This window comes from uncultured Sulfitobacter sp., assembly GCF_947502895.1.
Lineage (GTDB): Bacteria > Pseudomonadota > Alphaproteobacteria > Rhodobacterales > Rhodobacteraceae > Sulfitobacter.
Map to the genome: position 1 here is coordinate 298,809 of NZ_CANNBM010000001.1, position 14,981 is coordinate 313,789.

The 14,981-nt window shown below is 57.7% G+C and carries 15 protein-coding genes; 9 read left to right on the plus strand and 6 right to left on the minus strand.

Annotated elements, in window-relative coordinates:
- Positions 1 to 149: 149 nt before the first annotated feature.
- Positions 150 to 3,734, plus strand: a complete 3,585-nt coding sequence (locus Q0903_RS01405) for a DUF4214 domain-containing protein (RefSeq protein ID WP_299412177.1) — start codon at positions 150 to 152, stop codon at positions 3,732 to 3,734.
- 19 nt (positions 3,735 to 3,753) lie between these two features.
- Here Q0903_RS01405 and Q0903_RS01410 read toward each other — a convergent pair whose 3' ends face one another.
- Entirely contained in the window at positions 3,754 to 4,038 is a 285-nt protein-coding gene (locus Q0903_RS01410) for a hypothetical protein (protein ID WP_299412180.1), read from the minus strand.
- Between the two features lie 29 nt (positions 4,039 to 4,067).
- On the opposite strand from Q0903_RS01410, the gene Q0903_RS01415 reads away from it, so the two are divergent.
- Together Q0903_RS01415 and Q0903_RS01420 are read left to right on the plus strand one after the other, a co-directional pair.
- Complete coding sequence (locus Q0903_RS01415; RefSeq protein WP_299024357.1) at positions 4,068 to 5,234, plus strand: alpha-hydroxy acid oxidase; 1,167 nt, start codon at positions 4,068 to 4,070, stop codon at positions 5,232 to 5,234.
- Positions 5,234 to 5,824 (plus strand): hypothetical protein, encoded by a 591-nt coding sequence (locus tag Q0903_RS01420; RefSeq protein ID WP_299024360.1) that lies wholly within the window; start codon positions 5,234 to 5,236, stop codon positions 5,822 to 5,824. Before Q0903_RS01415 ends, Q0903_RS01420 begins: the two co-directional genes overlap by 1 nt.
- A 125-nt stretch (positions 5,825 to 5,949) precedes the next feature.
- Here the strand turns inward: Q0903_RS01420 and Q0903_RS01425 are convergent, their stop codons facing one another.
- Positions 5,950 to 7,089, minus strand: coding sequence for an MFS transporter (locus Q0903_RS01425; RefSeq protein WP_299412182.1), 1,140 nt, complete (start codon positions 7,087 to 7,089; stop codon positions 5,950 to 5,952).
- A gap of 222 nt (positions 7,090 to 7,311) precedes the next feature.
- Between Q0903_RS01425 and Q0903_RS01430 the strand changes: the two genes are divergently transcribed.
- The 6 genes from Q0903_RS01430 to Q0903_RS01455 all read left to right on the plus strand — a co-directional run bounded on the left by Q0903_RS01430 (position 7,312) and on the right by Q0903_RS01455 (position 12,105).
- Positions 7,312 to 7,953, plus strand: a complete 642-nt coding sequence (locus tag Q0903_RS01430) for a 50S ribosomal protein L25/general stress protein Ctc (RefSeq protein WP_299024364.1) — start codon at positions 7,312 to 7,314, stop codon at positions 7,951 to 7,953.
- Positions 7,954 to 8,176: 223 nt separating this feature from the next.
- Entirely contained in the window at positions 8,177 to 8,866 is a 690-nt protein-coding gene (gene pth / locus Q0903_RS01435) for an aminoacyl-tRNA hydrolase (RefSeq protein ID WP_299024366.1), read from the plus strand.
- A complete protein-coding gene (locus Q0903_RS01440) occupies positions 8,863 to 9,906 on the plus strand; it encodes a DUF2332 family protein (RefSeq protein WP_299024368.1) in 1,044 nt (347 codons plus the stop codon). The genes pth and Q0903_RS01440 overlap by 4 nt, the downstream gene beginning before the upstream one ends.
- Positions 9,907 to 9,970: 64 nt before the next feature.
- On the plus strand, positions 9,971 to 11,134 hold the full coding sequence (locus tag Q0903_RS01445; protein ID WP_299412185.1) for a serine hydrolase: 1,164 nt from the start codon (positions 9,971 to 9,973) through the stop codon (positions 11,132 to 11,134).
- A gap of 12 nt (positions 11,135 to 11,146) precedes the next feature.
- Positions 11,147 to 11,524 carry a DUF2237 domain-containing protein gene (locus Q0903_RS01450; protein WP_299024372.1) on the plus strand — a complete coding sequence of 126 codons (378 nt, stop codon included), beginning with the start codon at positions 11,147 to 11,149 and terminating at the stop codon, positions 11,522 to 11,524.
- Entirely contained in the window at positions 11,524 to 12,105 is a 582-nt protein-coding gene (locus Q0903_RS01455) for a DUF4893 domain-containing protein (protein WP_299412188.1), read from the plus strand. Before Q0903_RS01450 ends, Q0903_RS01455 begins: the two co-directional genes overlap by 1 nt.
- A gap of 36 nt (positions 12,106 to 12,141) precedes the next feature.
- On the opposite strand, the gene trpB is transcribed toward Q0903_RS01455, so the two are convergent.
- From trpB to ihfB, 4 genes are all read right to left on the minus strand, one after another.
- Positions 12,142 to 13,374 carry a tryptophan synthase subunit beta gene (gene trpB, locus Q0903_RS01460; RefSeq protein ID WP_299024376.1) on the minus strand — a complete coding sequence of 411 codons (1,233 nt, stop codon included), beginning with the start codon at positions 13,372 to 13,374 and terminating at the stop codon, positions 12,142 to 12,144.
- Between the two features lie 93 nt (positions 13,375 to 13,467).
- Positions 13,468 to 14,115, minus strand: a complete 648-nt coding sequence (locus tag Q0903_RS01465) for a phosphoribosylanthranilate isomerase (RefSeq protein WP_299412191.1) — start codon at positions 14,113 to 14,115, stop codon at positions 13,468 to 13,470.
- Positions 14,116 to 14,121: 6 nt separating this feature from the next.
- Positions 14,122 to 14,472 (minus strand): LapA family protein, encoded by a 351-nt coding sequence (locus tag Q0903_RS01470; RefSeq protein WP_299412193.1) that lies wholly within the window; start codon positions 14,470 to 14,472, stop codon positions 14,122 to 14,124.
- A complete protein-coding gene (ihfB, locus tag Q0903_RS01475; protein ID WP_298857955.1) occupies positions 14,472 to 14,756 on the minus strand; it encodes an integration host factor subunit beta in 285 nt (94 codons plus the stop codon). The genes Q0903_RS01470 and ihfB overlap by 1 nt, the downstream gene beginning before the upstream one ends.
- Positions 14,757 to 14,981: the final 225 nt, after the last annotated feature.

Genomic DNA, 14,981 nt, shown 5'->3' on the forward strand with positions numbered 1-14,981 from the left:
TATCTTGTCTAGGCGGGAAAATTGGAACGATAGTAACGTCAGACAGCAATTTTTTATAGATTTAAGAGTAGTTTATTATGCCAATCCCTACAGCATCCGCCGACATATTTGACATAAGAAGCTTCGGCATCTCGGGGGGGGACCCCCGGATGGTAGAGCTACCCGATGGCAGGGTTTTTGTCGTCTGGTCCCAACAAAGCCACCCGTCGTCCGAGGATCGGCTGAGCATTCAAGGGCAAATCTTCTTTCCCGATGGCACGCGGTCTGGCGAGCAGTTTATTATAAACGATCCTTCCACAACCTATGAGCAAACGCCGTCCATCGCCCTTTTGGACGATGGAAATGTTGTTGTCACATGGTCGACAACGGGAAACAGCGGGCTGGATTTTCTGATAGAGGCGCAAAAATTCGGGGGCTCTGGCGAAAAGTTGGGCGATCAGATCACTGTTTTCACCAATCAGGTTCAGTATGAAATTCCAAATGAACCGAATGTGGGTGCGCTGGCTGATGGTGGGTTTGCAATCACTTGGGAAATGCAGCCCGATGGCGGATCGCGGGATGTCTACCTGCGTGTGTTCAATGCAGACACAAGTGCAAGAACCGACACTGCCAAAATAACGTCGAGTGATCTGTCGATCGAATTGACAGCCCAGTTCCCGAACTCCAACACAAATTTCTTTGAAGAAGATTCAAAGCCCGAGGTTGTGGGCTTGGCGGACGGCACATTCATACTGGTTTGGTCAGACGTGACGTATGTGGGTGTTGGAACGAGAACGTCTTCGTTGAAAGCGCAAAAGTTCTCGTCGGACGGAACCGCCCTCGCGCCGCCTGTTGATTTGGCAATATCATTTGCTGATCGCTTTGGTAGCACAGTTCAAAAACACGACCCCTCGGTCATCGCACTTGAGGATGGTGGCATCGCAGTCGCTTGGCAGAGCTTGTCGCATGGGTCGATCACGGTAGTGGCGACCTATGATGAGGATCTTGTTGCAACAGGAAACCGGACCACTGTGCGCTATGCGCCGGACGAAAGCCCGTTTGGCACGGGCATCGACATCATTCGCCCCACCATCTCCGAACTGAGCGATGGAAAGCTGGTGGTTGGCTGGCATGAAACCAATCCCGACTATGATTTCGGGTATCAAGCCGCGCGAATCCTGAACTCGGATTTATCCCCGTCTTCCGATGCGTTTCTGGTCGACCCGAACCCCGATCCACGAGATGCGCCTGGCGTTGTGTATGCCCTGAGCAACGGGGTCTTCTGGTCTTTGGCAGGAACAGAAGCACGGGTTTTTGACACGCGGAACGAAGCACAGAACATTGAAGGGGATGGGGCGAATAACGCGATTTTGGGCACTGCTTTTGACGATACGCTGACTGGAAATGCGGGCGACGATGCGCTTTTTGGTATCGCGGGTGCGAATGTGATTGAGGGGGGCGCTGGTGACGACCTTATCGCGGGCGGAACAGGGAATGACACGGTTACGGGCGGCGCTGGCGAAGACGTTTTTGTGATCTCGCTTGGTATGGGGCAGGATATAATCACTGATTTTACCCCGGGCGAAGACCGTCTCGATCTCGCGGCGCTGACGCCCGAAGACCGGGATGCGGCAGTGGTAAGCTATAGCGAGAACGGGCGAACTGTTACGCTTGGTGATGGGTCGTCCTTTTTGATGGCCGGCGTTTTGGTCAATCAAATCCCGATTGGGCTACCCAAAATTACAGGGGTCCCAGCCGAAGAAGACGTCCTGTCTGCTGATATTGTGGATATTGTTGATGCCGATGGGATCGAACCGCTTACCGTCCGCTACGAATGGCTCAGAAATGGTGACGTCATCGCTGAACAGACGGAGGCTGAATACACGTTGGTTCAGGAAGATGTGGGCCGAACCATTCAAGTTCGCGTCACCTATGAAGATACGTTCAAAGCGACCGAAATAGTCACGAGCGCGCCAACGCAGACAATCCAAAACGTCGATGACGAAGGCCTGATAACGATAGAGATCGACGGCCCGCTGACCCAAGGGCAAATTCTAACTGCCAGAGAGTCGATATCTGACGAGGACGGTGTCGGGCGCGTTTATTACCAATGGTATTATGGGCAAGACACCGAAATTAGCGGCGCGACCGGCGCTCTTTATGTTCTGGGACAGCAGGATGTCGATAAAAGGATTTCCGTCGAGGTCCAGTACGAAGATGATTTTGGTGGCACGGGTGCCCTGCAAAGTCGTTCGTCAACTTTTGTGGCAAACATCAACGATCCCGTCTTTGGATCGGTAGAGCTATGGGGCGCACCACAGTCGGGCGAAACGCTGACAGCGGATGCGACCGCTGCCTCGGATATCGACGGGTTAGGTACGTTCCAGTATCAATGGGTCAGAGGGACGGAAGACATCAGCGGTGCGGACGGGTTGGCATATGTTCTCGGGGACGATGACATCGGCTCGCAGGTCAGCGTGCGTGTATCCTATACTGACCGCTACGGCGCAGCAGAGAGTATTTCAAGCCAGAAGACGAGCGAGATTGAAGGCGTAAACGCGCCAGTTTCAGGCGATGAAACCGCAGATGTCCTGACCGGATTGCCGAGTAATGATCGCATTGACGGGCTGGACGGCGACGACTTCATTATCGGCGGTTCAGGCAGTGACGTGCTGCGGGGCGGGAACGGCGACGACACCTTGATAGGTGATGCGTTGCCTTTATCGCAGGTCCGTGATGTCGCTGACCAAGTATACCGTTTGTACCGCAGTACGCTTGATCGCGACCCGGACGGTGACGGGCATTTGAACTGGGCAGCGCACCTGCTCAGCGGTGAAATGGATTTGCAATCTGTTGCAAATGGCTTTGTGAACAGTGCGGAATTCCAGAGCAGATATGGTCTTTTGTCCAACGACCTCTTCATCGAGCAGCTGTACCAGAATGTCCTTGGGCGTGGCTCTGACGTGGACGGAAAGCAAAACTGGCTCAATCAAATGGTCGACGGTACGACAAGAGAGCAGGTCGCGCTTGGCTTTTCCGAGAGTCTGGAATTCAGGAACGCGACGCAATCCGATGCGGCCAGATCAGCCTTTGCGCACACCCAATCCGATTGGTCTGATGATGTCTTTCGCCTATACCGCGCAACGCTTGAGCGCGATCCAGATTTAGCCGGATTCAAGGCGTGGTCGGCACGTCTGGCGACGGATAGCGATTTGGAAACAGTGGTAAGCGGGTTCACCAACAGCCGCGAATTTCAGATCAAATATGGTGACCTTGCCAACGACGGGTTTGTTGAGCAACTCTACCGCAATGTTCTTGACAGAGCCTCAGACGCGGCTGGCAGACAAGGGTGGCTGGAGGAACTGGATGCAGGCATATCGCGTGCTGAAGTTGTGATCGGGTTTTCACAAAGTCAGGAGTTCACGCTCAAGACAGCTGACGCTTTGGCTGAATGGATGCGCGCACAAGGTGTGAACGACCGGCTTGAAGGAGGGGCAGGCGATAACACTCTGGCAGGCGGGCTATTAAGTGATGTCTTTGTATTCCGCGCGGGTGAGGCTGGCAGCAATCAAGTTCTTGATCTTGAGCCTTGGGACTATTTGCGCTTTGACGGGTTCGGTTATGCCAATACTAACCAAGTGCGTGACCAGATGGAGCAACAGGGCGAAAGTGTCGTGTTCGAAGATCAGGGTGTTTTGGTAGAGCTCAAGAATACCGATCTGTCGGATATTTCTTCTGACACATTTATAATCTGACGCGTGAATACGCGATGGCTCAGGCGCGCAAAGACCCCTTTTGCGGCTGGGCTTTCTGAATTTGTGTGCGCAGCGCATGTCCCCCTTCTGCCGTAGATGCGTTGAAAGGCAACTGAGCCAACCGCGAAAGCAGCCATTTGCGGTGAAAACGAAGAGAAGCACCGCAGATCGTAAATGTCTGCGTCCAAACACCTTTTGCTATCGCGCTGAACTGCGGTTGTTTCGCAGGGCGCCCCCCTTCGGGGGCACCTTCTGAATCACAATGAATCCGTTGTTGATCTTCATTTTCAAAATTGGTAAACAATATTTACCAATAATTCCTGGAGACTTTGCATGCCCGTCATCACCAACATCGACGATCTCAAACGCATCCACCGCCGCCGCGTGCCGAAGATGTTTTATGACTATGCAGAAAGTGGCAGCTGGACCGAGCAAACATTCCGCGAGAATACATCGGATTTTGACCAGATCCGCCTGCGTCAGCGCGTGGCGGTCGATATGTCGGGGCGCAGTACGGCCACAAAGATGATCGGACAGGATGTAGCAATGCCTGTGGCCCTCGCCCCTGTCGGCCTGACAGGCATGCAGCACGCGGATGGAGAGATTAAGGCCGCCCGCGCGGCAGAGGCATTCGGCGTGCCTTTTACGCTGTCGACCATGTCGATCAACTCAATCGAAGAGGTGGCCCAAGCAACGAACAAGCCGTTCTGGTTCCAGCTTTATACCATGCGCGACGAGGATTATGTAAGCCGCCTGATCGAACGGGCCCGCGCGGCAAACTGCTCGGCACTGGTGATCACGCTGGACTTGCAGATCATCGGGCAGCGGCACAAGGATATCAAAAACGGCCTCTCGGCACCGCCAAAGCTGACGATGGCCTCGATGGCCGATCTGGCGACAAAATGGCGCTGGGGCATCGGGATGTTGCAGACCAAAAGCCGCAGCTTTGGCAACATCGTGGGGCATGTGGACAATATCTCGGACGCATCAGACCTAAGCGCATGGACAGCCGAACAATTCGACCCCACGCTGGACTGGAAGAAAATCGCCAAAATCAAGGAGCAGTGGGGCGGTAAAGTGATCCTCAAGGGGATACTGGACGCAGAAGACGCCAAGATGGCCATGCAGGTCGGTGCGGACGCGATTATTGTTAGTAACCACGGCGGTCGCCAGCTTGACGGGGCGCTCAGCTCGATCCGGATGCTGCCCTCCATTCTGGATGCCGTGGGCGATCAGGTGGAGGTACATCTCGACAGTGGCATACGCTCGGGTCAGGATGTGTTGAAGGCCATGGCGATGGGGGCCAGCGGCACCTACATCGGGCGGGCGTTCATCTACGGGCTGGGCGCAATGGGCCAAGCGGGTGTGACCCGCGCGCTGGAGGTGATCCATAAAGAACTGGACACGACAATGGCACTATGTGGCGAGACGAAGGTGACAGATCTCGGGCGGCACAACTTGTTGATCCCCAAAGGGTTCGAGGGCAACTGGCAAGACTGATGCTGGTTTTTTCAGAGCAGAACCTTGTGCTGCTGTCGGTCCCCAAAACGGGGTCGACAGCTATGGAAGTGGCGCTGAAACCTTGGGCGGATATCGCGTTCTACAAGCACCGCAAACACGCGCCCTACGGCAGGTACCAGCGCAAAATTGCGCCCTTTCTGCGCGAGGCATTTGATCTGACCCCCGAAACCATGGCCGTAATCCGCGCCCCGCTGGAGCATCTGCGCAGCTGGTATCGCTATCGCGCGGCGGACCTCGATGTGGATTTTGACGGGTTCGTCCGCGCCGTGACTTCCACCGCTCCCCCGTCATGGGCACGCATCGGCACCCAGCATAATTTTCTGACAGACCGGCACGGCACCTTGGGCGTCACGCATCTGTTCGCATACGAAGCCCAGCCGGTTCTGCGCAGTTGGCTGGAGGCGCGCATGAACAGCGAGATCGCGTTTAAACCGCTGAATGTCTCGCCCCCTGCCCCCACGCCGATAAGCCGCGAAACCCAAGAATTGTTCGACGCGGCCTACGCTGCCGAAATCGCCTTGCATGCCCGTGTAACTGCCACCGGCGGACATCTGGTGAATGCCGTCTGAACTGCCTATTTTTCTTGGCCTTAAATCCTCCGGGGGGGGCTTCGCCAAAGGCGAAGTCGGGGCAGCGCCCCAAACTCCCACACGCAACACACGCCGACGTCAGCAAGTGGCCGCAGTATCAGTCCTCATTCCCGAGAGAGCAACGGCACCAGCGTCACCGCGACGATAGAAATCAGCACTGCAACAGTCATGAATGCAGCACTCAGCCCGAATCCCTGCGAAATCAGACCCATCAGCGGCGGGCCGAAGAAAAACGCACCATAGCCCAGTACAGAGACACGCGCGATCACAGCCAGACGTATTCGGGCAGGCACCCTGCGGCCCGCTATTGCTAGGGTCAGCGGCGCCACCACCGATATGCCCAAACCAGCCAGCGCAAAGCACAACAAAGCAGCCCCGACCGAGTTGGCCAGTGCGACACCGGCAAGCCCCGCTGCGGTCAACAAACACGCCGCGATCATAAGTAATTTTTCGCTGACAAACTGGGCAACAGCATGTCCCGAAAGCCGTCCCACCCCCATCATCAGTCCCAGCAATGCAGGGCCAAGCGCACCTTGGGCCGCGGTACCGTCCAACCCGCGCTCGATGCGCAGAGCGGACCAGCCTTCGGCGGCAGCCTCTGTGAGAAACGCAAAGAACACCAGTGTTCCTGCTATCCAGATCAGGGTGGTTGGCAGTGCGCTGGCCGGGGCCGAATGCTCCTCGCTTAGCGGCGCTGCGATCTTGCCGATGGTCGTCCATGCGAGGCAGGCAAACAAAACCAAGCACGCGCTGAATACTTCGGCAGGGCTCCATCCGGCGCTGCGCAATGCGCCCACTGCCAGTGCCGCCCCTGCATAGACAAATGAATAAAGCGCGTGGTTGAGATTCATCAGCGCGCGTCCTGTGCGGGCCTCGATTTCGGCCACCTGAGCGTTTACCAGCACATCCACAATGCCCGATCCCGCCGACATGAGCAAAAGCATCACCGCCAGCGCCCAGAGTGCGGGCACCAGCCCTGCGCCCAGCAAGCCCGACGCAATCGCACAAATCGCCAGCGGCACCGCAAACCGCCCTGCACGCGCCTGAGCAAGGGGCGCCAGCCACATCGCAGCCACCGCTCCCAACGACGCCCAGAGCAATGCCACGCCGTACGCCCCGTCAGAGGCACCAACACCTGCCTTGATCACCGGCATCTGCGCAAAATAGGCAGCCCACGCCAGCCCGATCGCGGCAAACCCGCCCAACGGCTTGTAAGATGCAGAAATATCGTGCCTAATTCCCATGCTGGCAGGCTTGCCATGCGACTCTGAGCGGTTCAAGCACAGCTTTGTCAACGCAGCGCGCGATTCACTCTTTTCACATCGCATTTTCCCGTCTATACGCGCGACTTCATGCGGGCTGTCCCAATTCCGGGCGTCTGTTCATGCGGGTTGCCCATGGGGGCTGCCTGTTCACGCGGGACGACAGCCTTGGAGGCGTCCCGAGTTAGATATTGGAGAATTATTATGGCCGGAGAGATCCCAGATCTTGAAGTTCAAGAACGCACGGGGACAGGCAAGGGCGCCGCTCGTCAGGCGCGCCGCGATGGCATGGTTCCTGGAATTGTTTTCGGGGGCGACGTTGATCCGCTGCCGATCCAGATGGACTTCAACAAGCTGCTGACAATGCTGCGCAAAGGCCGCTTTAAAGCGACATTGTTCAACATGAAGGTAGAGGGCCACGACGATGTGCGCGTGATCTGCCGCGATGTACAGCGCCACGTTGTCAAAGACCTGCCAACGCACGTCGACTTCATGCGCCTCAAGCGTACAACCAAAATCAACCTGTTCATCAACGTCGAAGTTGCTGGCGAGGAAGAATGCCCCGGCCTGCGCAAGGGCGGCACGCTGAACCTTGTACGTCCCGAGGTTGAGCTGGTTGTAACGGCAGCTGATATCCCAGAGAGCATCACAGTTGATATCTCTGAACTGGAAATCGGCGACAACGCGACAATCGCGAACGTGAAACTGCCCGCAGGTTGCAAGCCGGTCATCGACCGTGACTTTGTGATTGCACAGGTTTCCGCACCATCCGGTCTGGCATCCGCCACCGATGATGATGACGCGGATGATGCCGCACCAGAGGCGGCAGAGGGCGGCGAAGAGTAATCTTTGCACAGCTTTCGATCTGATCGAGACGGGGCTGCCTTGGAGCGGCCCCGTTTTTCGTTTCAGGGGGCGGGTCAGGGCGCTGGTTTTCATGCCCTCTTTGGCCTGCACGCAGTCTTGGCGGCGCAGCGCAAGCGCTGCGCGATACCGGCGGCGCATCCCGCATCCGCTGGACCCTGCCCCCCACCGCCCATAAGGTAGGGCCAAGCAGCGGAGACATGAAATGAAACTCATCGTAGGTCTGGGCAATCCAGGCGCGAAATATGCGCGTAACCGTCACAATATCGGCTTCATGGCAGTGGAGAGGATCGCGGCGGATCATGGGTTTTCACCGTGGAAGTCAAAACATCAAGGCAGTATCAGCGAAGGACGCTTTGGCAGCGCGCGTGCCGTGTTGCTGCGCCCCGAGACCTTTATGAACCGTTCGGGCGACAGCGTAATGGCAGCGTGCAATTTCTACAAAGTAGACGCGCAGGATGTGATTGTACTGCACGACGAGCTGGACCTCGCCCCTGGCAAGGTAAAGTTCAAGATGGGCGGGGGCCATGCGGGGCACAACGGGCTCCGCTCGATCCACGCACATCTGGGGCCTGACTATGGCCGTGTGCGGTTGGGCATCGGACATCCTGGTCACAAGGACCGTGTGGCAGGCTATGTGTTGAATGATTTTGCCAAAGCCGAAGCTGACTGGTTGGACGATGTGTTACGCGGTGTGAGTGATGGTGCGCCATGGTTGGCGCAGGGCGACGCTGCCAAGTTCATGAATGCAGTGAGTTTGCGCACAGCCCCCCCACGCCCGTCAACGGGCACCAAAGGCCCCGCCAAAGCGCCACCCCCTGCCAAGGATGAGGAGCGCCCGACGGGCAGCGATGAACGCACGGCCCTGCAAAAACTTATGGAGCGTTTCAAATGACACTAATACAAGCCTTCCGCGATCAGGCGATCTCTTGCGCGGCGCTTGGCAGCCCGTTCATGGGGCAGCTCTTGAATACTCTGGCCGAAAACTGGCCGCAGGACAGCGCATTGGCGCGCAAATTTGAAGCTTTCGGAGGTGATATCGGGCCTGCGGGCCATTCGCTTCCGTTGCGCGTGGCAGGTGGCTTACATGCGCTGGTGTTGACGCGGCGCGATGCGGGGTTGGTGGCGGTATATCCACCCAACACGCCTTCCGACGCTGATCTGCGCGATGCAGTTCTTGCGGCGCTCACAACACACGCGGCGTTTATGGAGACCTGGACAGCCAGCGCGCCACAGACGAACGAGGTGCGGCGCTCTAGCGTGCTGATTGCGGGTGCGCGGGTCGCAGTGGCGCAGTTCGACCTGCCTCTGCACCTGAGCGAGCTGGGCGCAAGCGGCGGTCTGAACCTCATGTGGGATCACTACGCCCTTGATCTGGCGGGTACACGCTATGGCCCCGACATGCCTGTTCTGTCTCTCAGCCCCGAGTGGACAGGCCCGCCACCACCCGTAGCCACGCCGCAGATTGCAAGCCGTGCGGGAGTGGACCTTAACCCGCTAGACCCTCAAAACGGAGATGATCTGCTGCGGCTCACGGCATATCTATGGCCGGACCAGCCCGAGCGTCTGGCGCTGACGCGGGCGGCGGCATCGGTAATGACAGCGCAGATAGACAAAGGCGATGCAATCGAATGGCTGGCAACACGTCTGGCCTCGGCCCCACAGGGGCAGATCCACCTGATCCAGCATTCTGTCGCGTGGCAGTATTTCCCCGCGGCCACACGCGCCCGTGGCACCGCATTGATCGAGGCAGCAGGCAACAAAGCCACAGCAAACCGACCGCTGGCGTGGCTTTCGATGGAGAGTGATGGCGACACGACGGGCGGTAAGGGGGCCGCGATTACCCTGCGTCTCTGGCCCGGTGATATGACACTGTCGTTGGGACGGGCAGATTTTCACGGGCGCTGGGTACACTGGGCGCCAGCAAGCGGGTGATACGGGACTGGCAGCCTTTGGTTGCGCGTGATTGAGTGGGGCCAACAGAAAAAGGAACGATCCCATGCGAACATTCATAAAATGGCTGCTTAGAATTGTATTCGTTCTGGTGCTTGCCGCGCTTGTGATCGGGCTGTGGCAGCGCGAACAGATCACGCGACTGCTGGCGGTCAATTCGCTCTTTACCGAAGAAAAAATCGTGCAGAATTTTTCGAACATGGACGCAGCGTTTCTGACCGTGCCCGTGCCGCGCGGCGATGGACCCACGGCAGAGCTGCCTTATGGCCCTGATGCCGTCCTGCCCCCGCAGGTGGCCGACTGGGCAGAGGCACGCGATGTGACGGCGTTGGTCGTGCTGAAGGACGGGCAGATCGTGCACGAGAGCTATTACAAAGGCACTGCGCCTGAAGATTTGCGGATATCGTGGTCGGTCGCCAAAAGCTATCTGTCCGCGTTGTTCGGTGTGCTGTTGCAAGAAGGTGCCATTGCATCACTGGACGATCCCGTCACGCGCTATGCGCCTGCGCTTGTGGGTGGTGCATACGACGGGGCGAGCATCCGCAACGTGCTCAACATGGCCAGCGGCGTGACTTTTGACGAGGATTACCTTGACCAGAGTTCGGATATCAACCGCATGGGCCGTGTGCTGGCGCTGGGCGGCAGTATGGACGAATTTGCCGCTGGCATCAGCGAGACGTTCACGAACGCGGGCGAGATGTGGAAATATGTCTCGATTGACACACATGTCCTGTCGATGGTCGTGCGCGGCGCAACGGGGCGGCCCATTGCCGCGTTGCTGAGTGAAAAGGTCATCGCCCCTATGGGGCTGGAGCAGACGCCCTATTACCTGACGGACGGGTTTGGCACCGCCTTTGTGCTGGGGGGCCTGAACCTGACCACGCGGGATTATGCACGTATGGGCCAGATGTTTTTGCAAAACGGGCGCTATAACGGTGTGCAGATCGTGCCTGAAGATTGGGTCGCCGCTTCGACCGTACCATCCGCGCCAACAGCGGTGGGGGCGATCGGCTATGGCTATCAATGGTGGATACCGCAGGGCGCTGTGGACGGTGAATTCATGGCGCGCGGGATTTACGGGCAATACGTTTATGTCAACCGCACACGCGGCGTGGTGATCGCCACCAATGCTGCCGATCGCAGATTCCGTGACGAGGGCGTCTCGGCACAGAACATCGCAATTTTTCGTGCCATTGCAGATAACATTTAGGGAGACAGGATTATGGAGCCGGACGAAAGTACGAATGTCGAAGGTGGCACGCTGGAGCTGTGCGGGAATGATCCTGTGACAGGTTTTTTCCGCGACGGACACTGCAACACCTGTGCTGCGGATCAGGGCAGCCATACGGTTTGCGCAATAATGACCGCCGAATTTCTGGCGTTTTCAAAATACGTGGGGAATGATTTGTCCTCGCCCAACCCCGCCTTTGGTTTTGCGGGGCTGAAACCCGGTGATAAATGGTGCCTGTGTGCGGGGCGCTTCATGCAGGCCGCCGAGGAAGGGTGTGGGCCAAAGGTGCATCTGGCCGCCACACATCTGCGCGCATTGGAAGTGGTGCCATTAGATGTATTGCGCGCGCACAGTCTGGACGCAGCCTGATGCATCGCGCGCTGCTCCTCGCTGCCCTTTGGGCGCTCCTCGCAGGGGTTGCGGCGGCGCAGGACATCCGCGTGCAAGAGCAATCAAGGCTGGACCGGTTCGAGAGGTTGGCAGGCACAGCTTTGCTGGAGGCATTTGCACAGGGCAGTGCGGGCGATGTAGCAGCCCTGACAACGGCCTTGTCCGGCACACCACAGGTTGCCTTTGACCCAAGTTTGCAGGGGGAGTGGCGCTGCCGCACGATGAAGCTGGGCGGCACGCCTGCGCTGGTGGTCTATAGCAATTTCAAATGTCGCATGACGCTGGATAATACCGGCGTGACCTTTGAAAAGCTGTCAGGCTCACAGCGGACCTCGGGGCGGATCGAGATGCGGGACGGGCGCGCAGTCTATCTGGGCGTTGGGTATGTGGCGAGCGAGACGCCGCGGGCGTACAGCGATCTGGCTGCGGATTTTGAGGGTACAGGCACCATCACACCCGATGTCGCCGTGTTCGAACGGGTATCAGACACACGGGCGCGGCTGATGTTCCCCGCTCCCGTAAACGAGAGTGATTTCGACATCCTTGAGCTTACACGTTAAGGCGGGCGGGGCACATGGCCCCTGCCCTCGTCTTGCTCAGGCGAATTCGCCCATCTCGAAGCCCAGCGCGCGGGCCACGGTGAAGATGTCCTTGTCGCCACGGCCACACATGTTCATTACCAGCAAATGGTCTTTTGGCAGTGTCGGCGCGATCTTGATCACATGGGCAAGCGCATGCGACGGCTCCAGTGCGGGGATGATCCCCTCCAGCTCACAGCATTTCTGGAAAGCAGCCAATGCCTCGACATCAGTGATCGAAACATATTGCGCGCGGCCGATGTCATGCAGCCAAGCGTGCTCTGGCCCGATACCCGGATAGTCGAGACCTGCGGAGATTGAGAAACCTTCGAGGATTTGACCATCATCGTCTTGCAACAGATAGGTGCGGTTGCCGTGCAGCACACCAGGGCGGCCACCTGTGAGAGAGGCGCAATGCTCCATCTTGGCATTCACGCCCTTGCCACCAGCCTCGACACCGATGATGTTGACCTCTTTGTCATCGAGGAAGGGGTAGAAAAGGCCCATCGCGTTAGAGCCGCCACCGATGGCCGCGATCAGCGTGTCGGGCAGACGGCCTTCGGCCTTTTCCATCTGGGTGCGGACTTCTTTGCCGATGATGCTTTGGAAATCGCGGACCATTGCGGGGTACGGGTGCGGGCCTGCAACGGTGCCAATGCAATAGAAGGTGTCGCGCACGTTGGTGACCCAATCGCGCAGCGCATCGTTCATCGCGTCTTTGAGCGTGCCACGACCCGATGTGACGGGAATAATCTCTGCTCCCAGCAGGCGCATGCGAAAGACGTTGGGGGCCTGACGCTCTACATCGTGGGCGCCCATGTAGACCACACACTGCAGACCGAATTTGGCGCAGACGGTGGCCGTGGCCACACCGTGCTGGCCTGCACCTGTCTCGGCGATGATGCGTTTCTTACCCATACGACGGGCGAGAATTATCTGGCCCAGCACATTGTTGATCTTATGCGCACCGGTGTGGTTCAGCTCGTCGCGCTTCATGTAGATTTTCGCGCCACCCAGCTCTTCGGTCAGCCGCTCGGCGTGATAGAGGGGGCTGGGGCGGCCCACGTAATGCTCCCAAAGGTCATCCATCTCGGCCCAGAATGTAGGGTCGGTTTTGGCAATGTCGTACTGGTCCTGCAATTCGAGGATGAGGGGCATCAGCGTCTCGGATACGAACCGCCCGCCGAATTCACCAAAGCGGCCATTCTCGTCGGGGCCAGTCATGAAGCTGTTGAAAAGATCGTTTGCCATTGCGCATATGCCTCTTGGAATATCTGTTGAGCATAGCAGTATCGCCCATGCAGAGAATGGTAAAGAAGCCAAAGACGCGCAGTTCAGCGGGAATTAGGCCTCTTGCGCCGCGCGCACCAATGCTTGGATGAGAGCAGCATCTTTGACACCCGGGCTGCTCTCGACGCCAGAGGCCACATCCACCTGCCGTGCGCCTGTGCGACGGATCGCTTCGGCCACATTGTCAGGGGTCAGACCGCCTGCAAGCATCCAAGGGCTGCGCCAGACGCGCCCTGCCAGCAGTTGCCAGTCAAACGCCAGACCGTTGCCGCCGGGCAGGTCCGCGTCTTTTGGGGGCTTGGCATCAATCAAAAGCTGGTCGGCCAAACCTGTATAGGCGTCGATTTGGGCAAGGTCCGCCTGATCTGCCACCCCGATGGCCTTCATCACGGGGAGGCCATAGCGCGCTTTGATCTGCGCCACACGCACCGGGCTTTCGCCGCCGTGGAGTTGCAGCATATCGAGTGGTACCGCACTGGTGAGCGCGTCGAGGAACGCATCATCGGCGTTTACGGTAAGGGCCACTTTGCAAATGCCCACTGGTACCGCGGCTGCGAGATCGGCAGCCTGCGGAAACTCCACAAAGCGTGGGGATTTGGGGAAGAAGGTAAACCCGACGTAGCGCGCGCCTGCCTCGGCGACAGCGCGCACATCCTCGGGTTTGCGCAAACCGCAAATCTTTACAGAAACATCAGATGACATGTCCGCTTAGCCGGCTTTGTCCAGCAGCGCGATGACTTCGTCCTTGCCTTCGTGCTTTTCGGCTTTCAGCTTGTCCAACTCACGGTGCAAGCGGCGCAGTTCGCGCGCTTGTTTGGCCGCTTCGGCACGTTCACCGTATTCGCGTATCCATTCCCAAACGAAACCGATCAGCAGACCTGCCAGTACACTGCCGAGAATCACGACAAAGAGCGGCAGCTGAACCGAAGGGTTCATTGCAAAGAGGCCGGAGACCTCTGCTGGCAAGACCTGAAGCGATACCATCGCACGATTGGCCAGAGCCACAGAAATAAGGGCCACCGCGAAGATGGCGATACACAAGTAGCGGACGTAACGCATTAGCTTTTCCCGTTTAACCGATCACGGAGCAGTTTGCCCGTTTTGAAGAACGGTACATGTTTCTCTTCGACATGAACAGTCTCGCCGGTGCGTGGATTGCGGCCCACACGTGCATCACGCTTCTTGACCGAAAATGCGCCAAAGCCGCGCAACTCGACACGGTCGCCTTTGGACATCGCGGTCGTAATCTCGTCAAATATGGTGTTTACGATCCGCTCGACATCCCGTTGGTACAAATGCGGATTGTCGTCTGCGATCTTCTGGATCAATTCTGACCGGATCATTCGTTTCTCCCCTGCGCATTATTGCGTCATTATGTCGCCACTATAGAAAAAATCGGCGTTTTTGAAAGTCACAGAACCGACCAAATCAAGCAGTTTATTGCATATTGACCCTCAGTTAGCCAAGTGAAGTACAACCAAAAGGCGATTCCTTAACAAACTAAGTCCGTCAACGCCGCAATTTTAACCTATCCCTAGCCGATTCGCAAAAAGGCCCCACGCGGTATG

Excerpts from the sequence above, each read along its gene's own strand:
- Q0903_RS01425 (WP_299412182.1), bottom strand. The coding sequence starts at position 7,089 with ATGGGAATTAGGCACGATATTTCTGCATCTTACAAGCCGTTGGGCGGG.
- ihfB (WP_298857955.1), bottom strand. The coding sequence starts at position 14,756 with ATGATCCGGTCAGAATTGATCCAGAAGATCGCAGACGACAATCCGCAT.
- Q0903_RS01415 (WP_299024357.1), top strand. The coding sequence starts at position 4,068 with ATGCCCGTCATCACCAACATCGACGATCTCAAACGCATCCACCGCCGC.
- Q0903_RS01430 (WP_299024364.1), top strand. The coding sequence starts at position 7,312 with ATGGCCGGAGAGATCCCAGATCTTGAAGTTCAAGAACGCACGGGGACA.
- pth (WP_299024366.1), top strand. The coding sequence starts at position 8,177 with ATGAAACTCATCGTAGGTCTGGGCAATCCAGGCGCGAAATATGCGCGT.
- trpB (WP_299024376.1), bottom strand. The coding sequence starts at position 13,374 with ATGGCAAACGATCTTTTCAACAGCTTCATGACTGGCCCCGACGAGAAT.
- Q0903_RS01440 (WP_299024368.1), top strand. The coding sequence starts at position 8,863 with ATGACACTAATACAAGCCTTCCGCGATCAGGCGATCTCTTGCGCGGCG.
- Q0903_RS01450 (WP_299024372.1), top strand. The coding sequence starts at position 11,147 with ATGGAGCCGGACGAAAGTACGAATGTCGAAGGTGGCACGCTGGAGCTG.
- Q0903_RS01445 (WP_299412185.1), top strand. The coding sequence starts at position 9,971 with ATGCGAACATTCATAAAATGGCTGCTTAGAATTGTATTCGTTCTGGTG.
- Q0903_RS01470 (WP_299412193.1), bottom strand. The coding sequence starts at position 14,472 with ATGCGTTACGTCCGCTACTTGTGTATCGCCATCTTCGCGGTGGCCCTT.
- Q0903_RS01420 (WP_299024360.1), top strand. The coding sequence starts at position 5,234 with ATGCTGGTTTTTTCAGAGCAGAACCTTGTGCTGCTGTCGGTCCCCAAA.
- Q0903_RS01405 (WP_299412177.1), top strand. The coding sequence starts at position 150 with ATGGTAGAGCTACCCGATGGCAGGGTTTTTGTCGTCTGGTCCCAACAA.
- Q0903_RS01455 (WP_299412188.1), top strand. The coding sequence starts at position 11,524 with ATGCATCGCGCGCTGCTCCTCGCTGCCCTTTGGGCGCTCCTCGCAGGG.
- Q0903_RS01465 (WP_299412191.1), bottom strand. The coding sequence starts at position 14,115 with ATGTCATCTGATGTTTCTGTAAAGATTTGCGGTTTGCGCAAACCCGAG.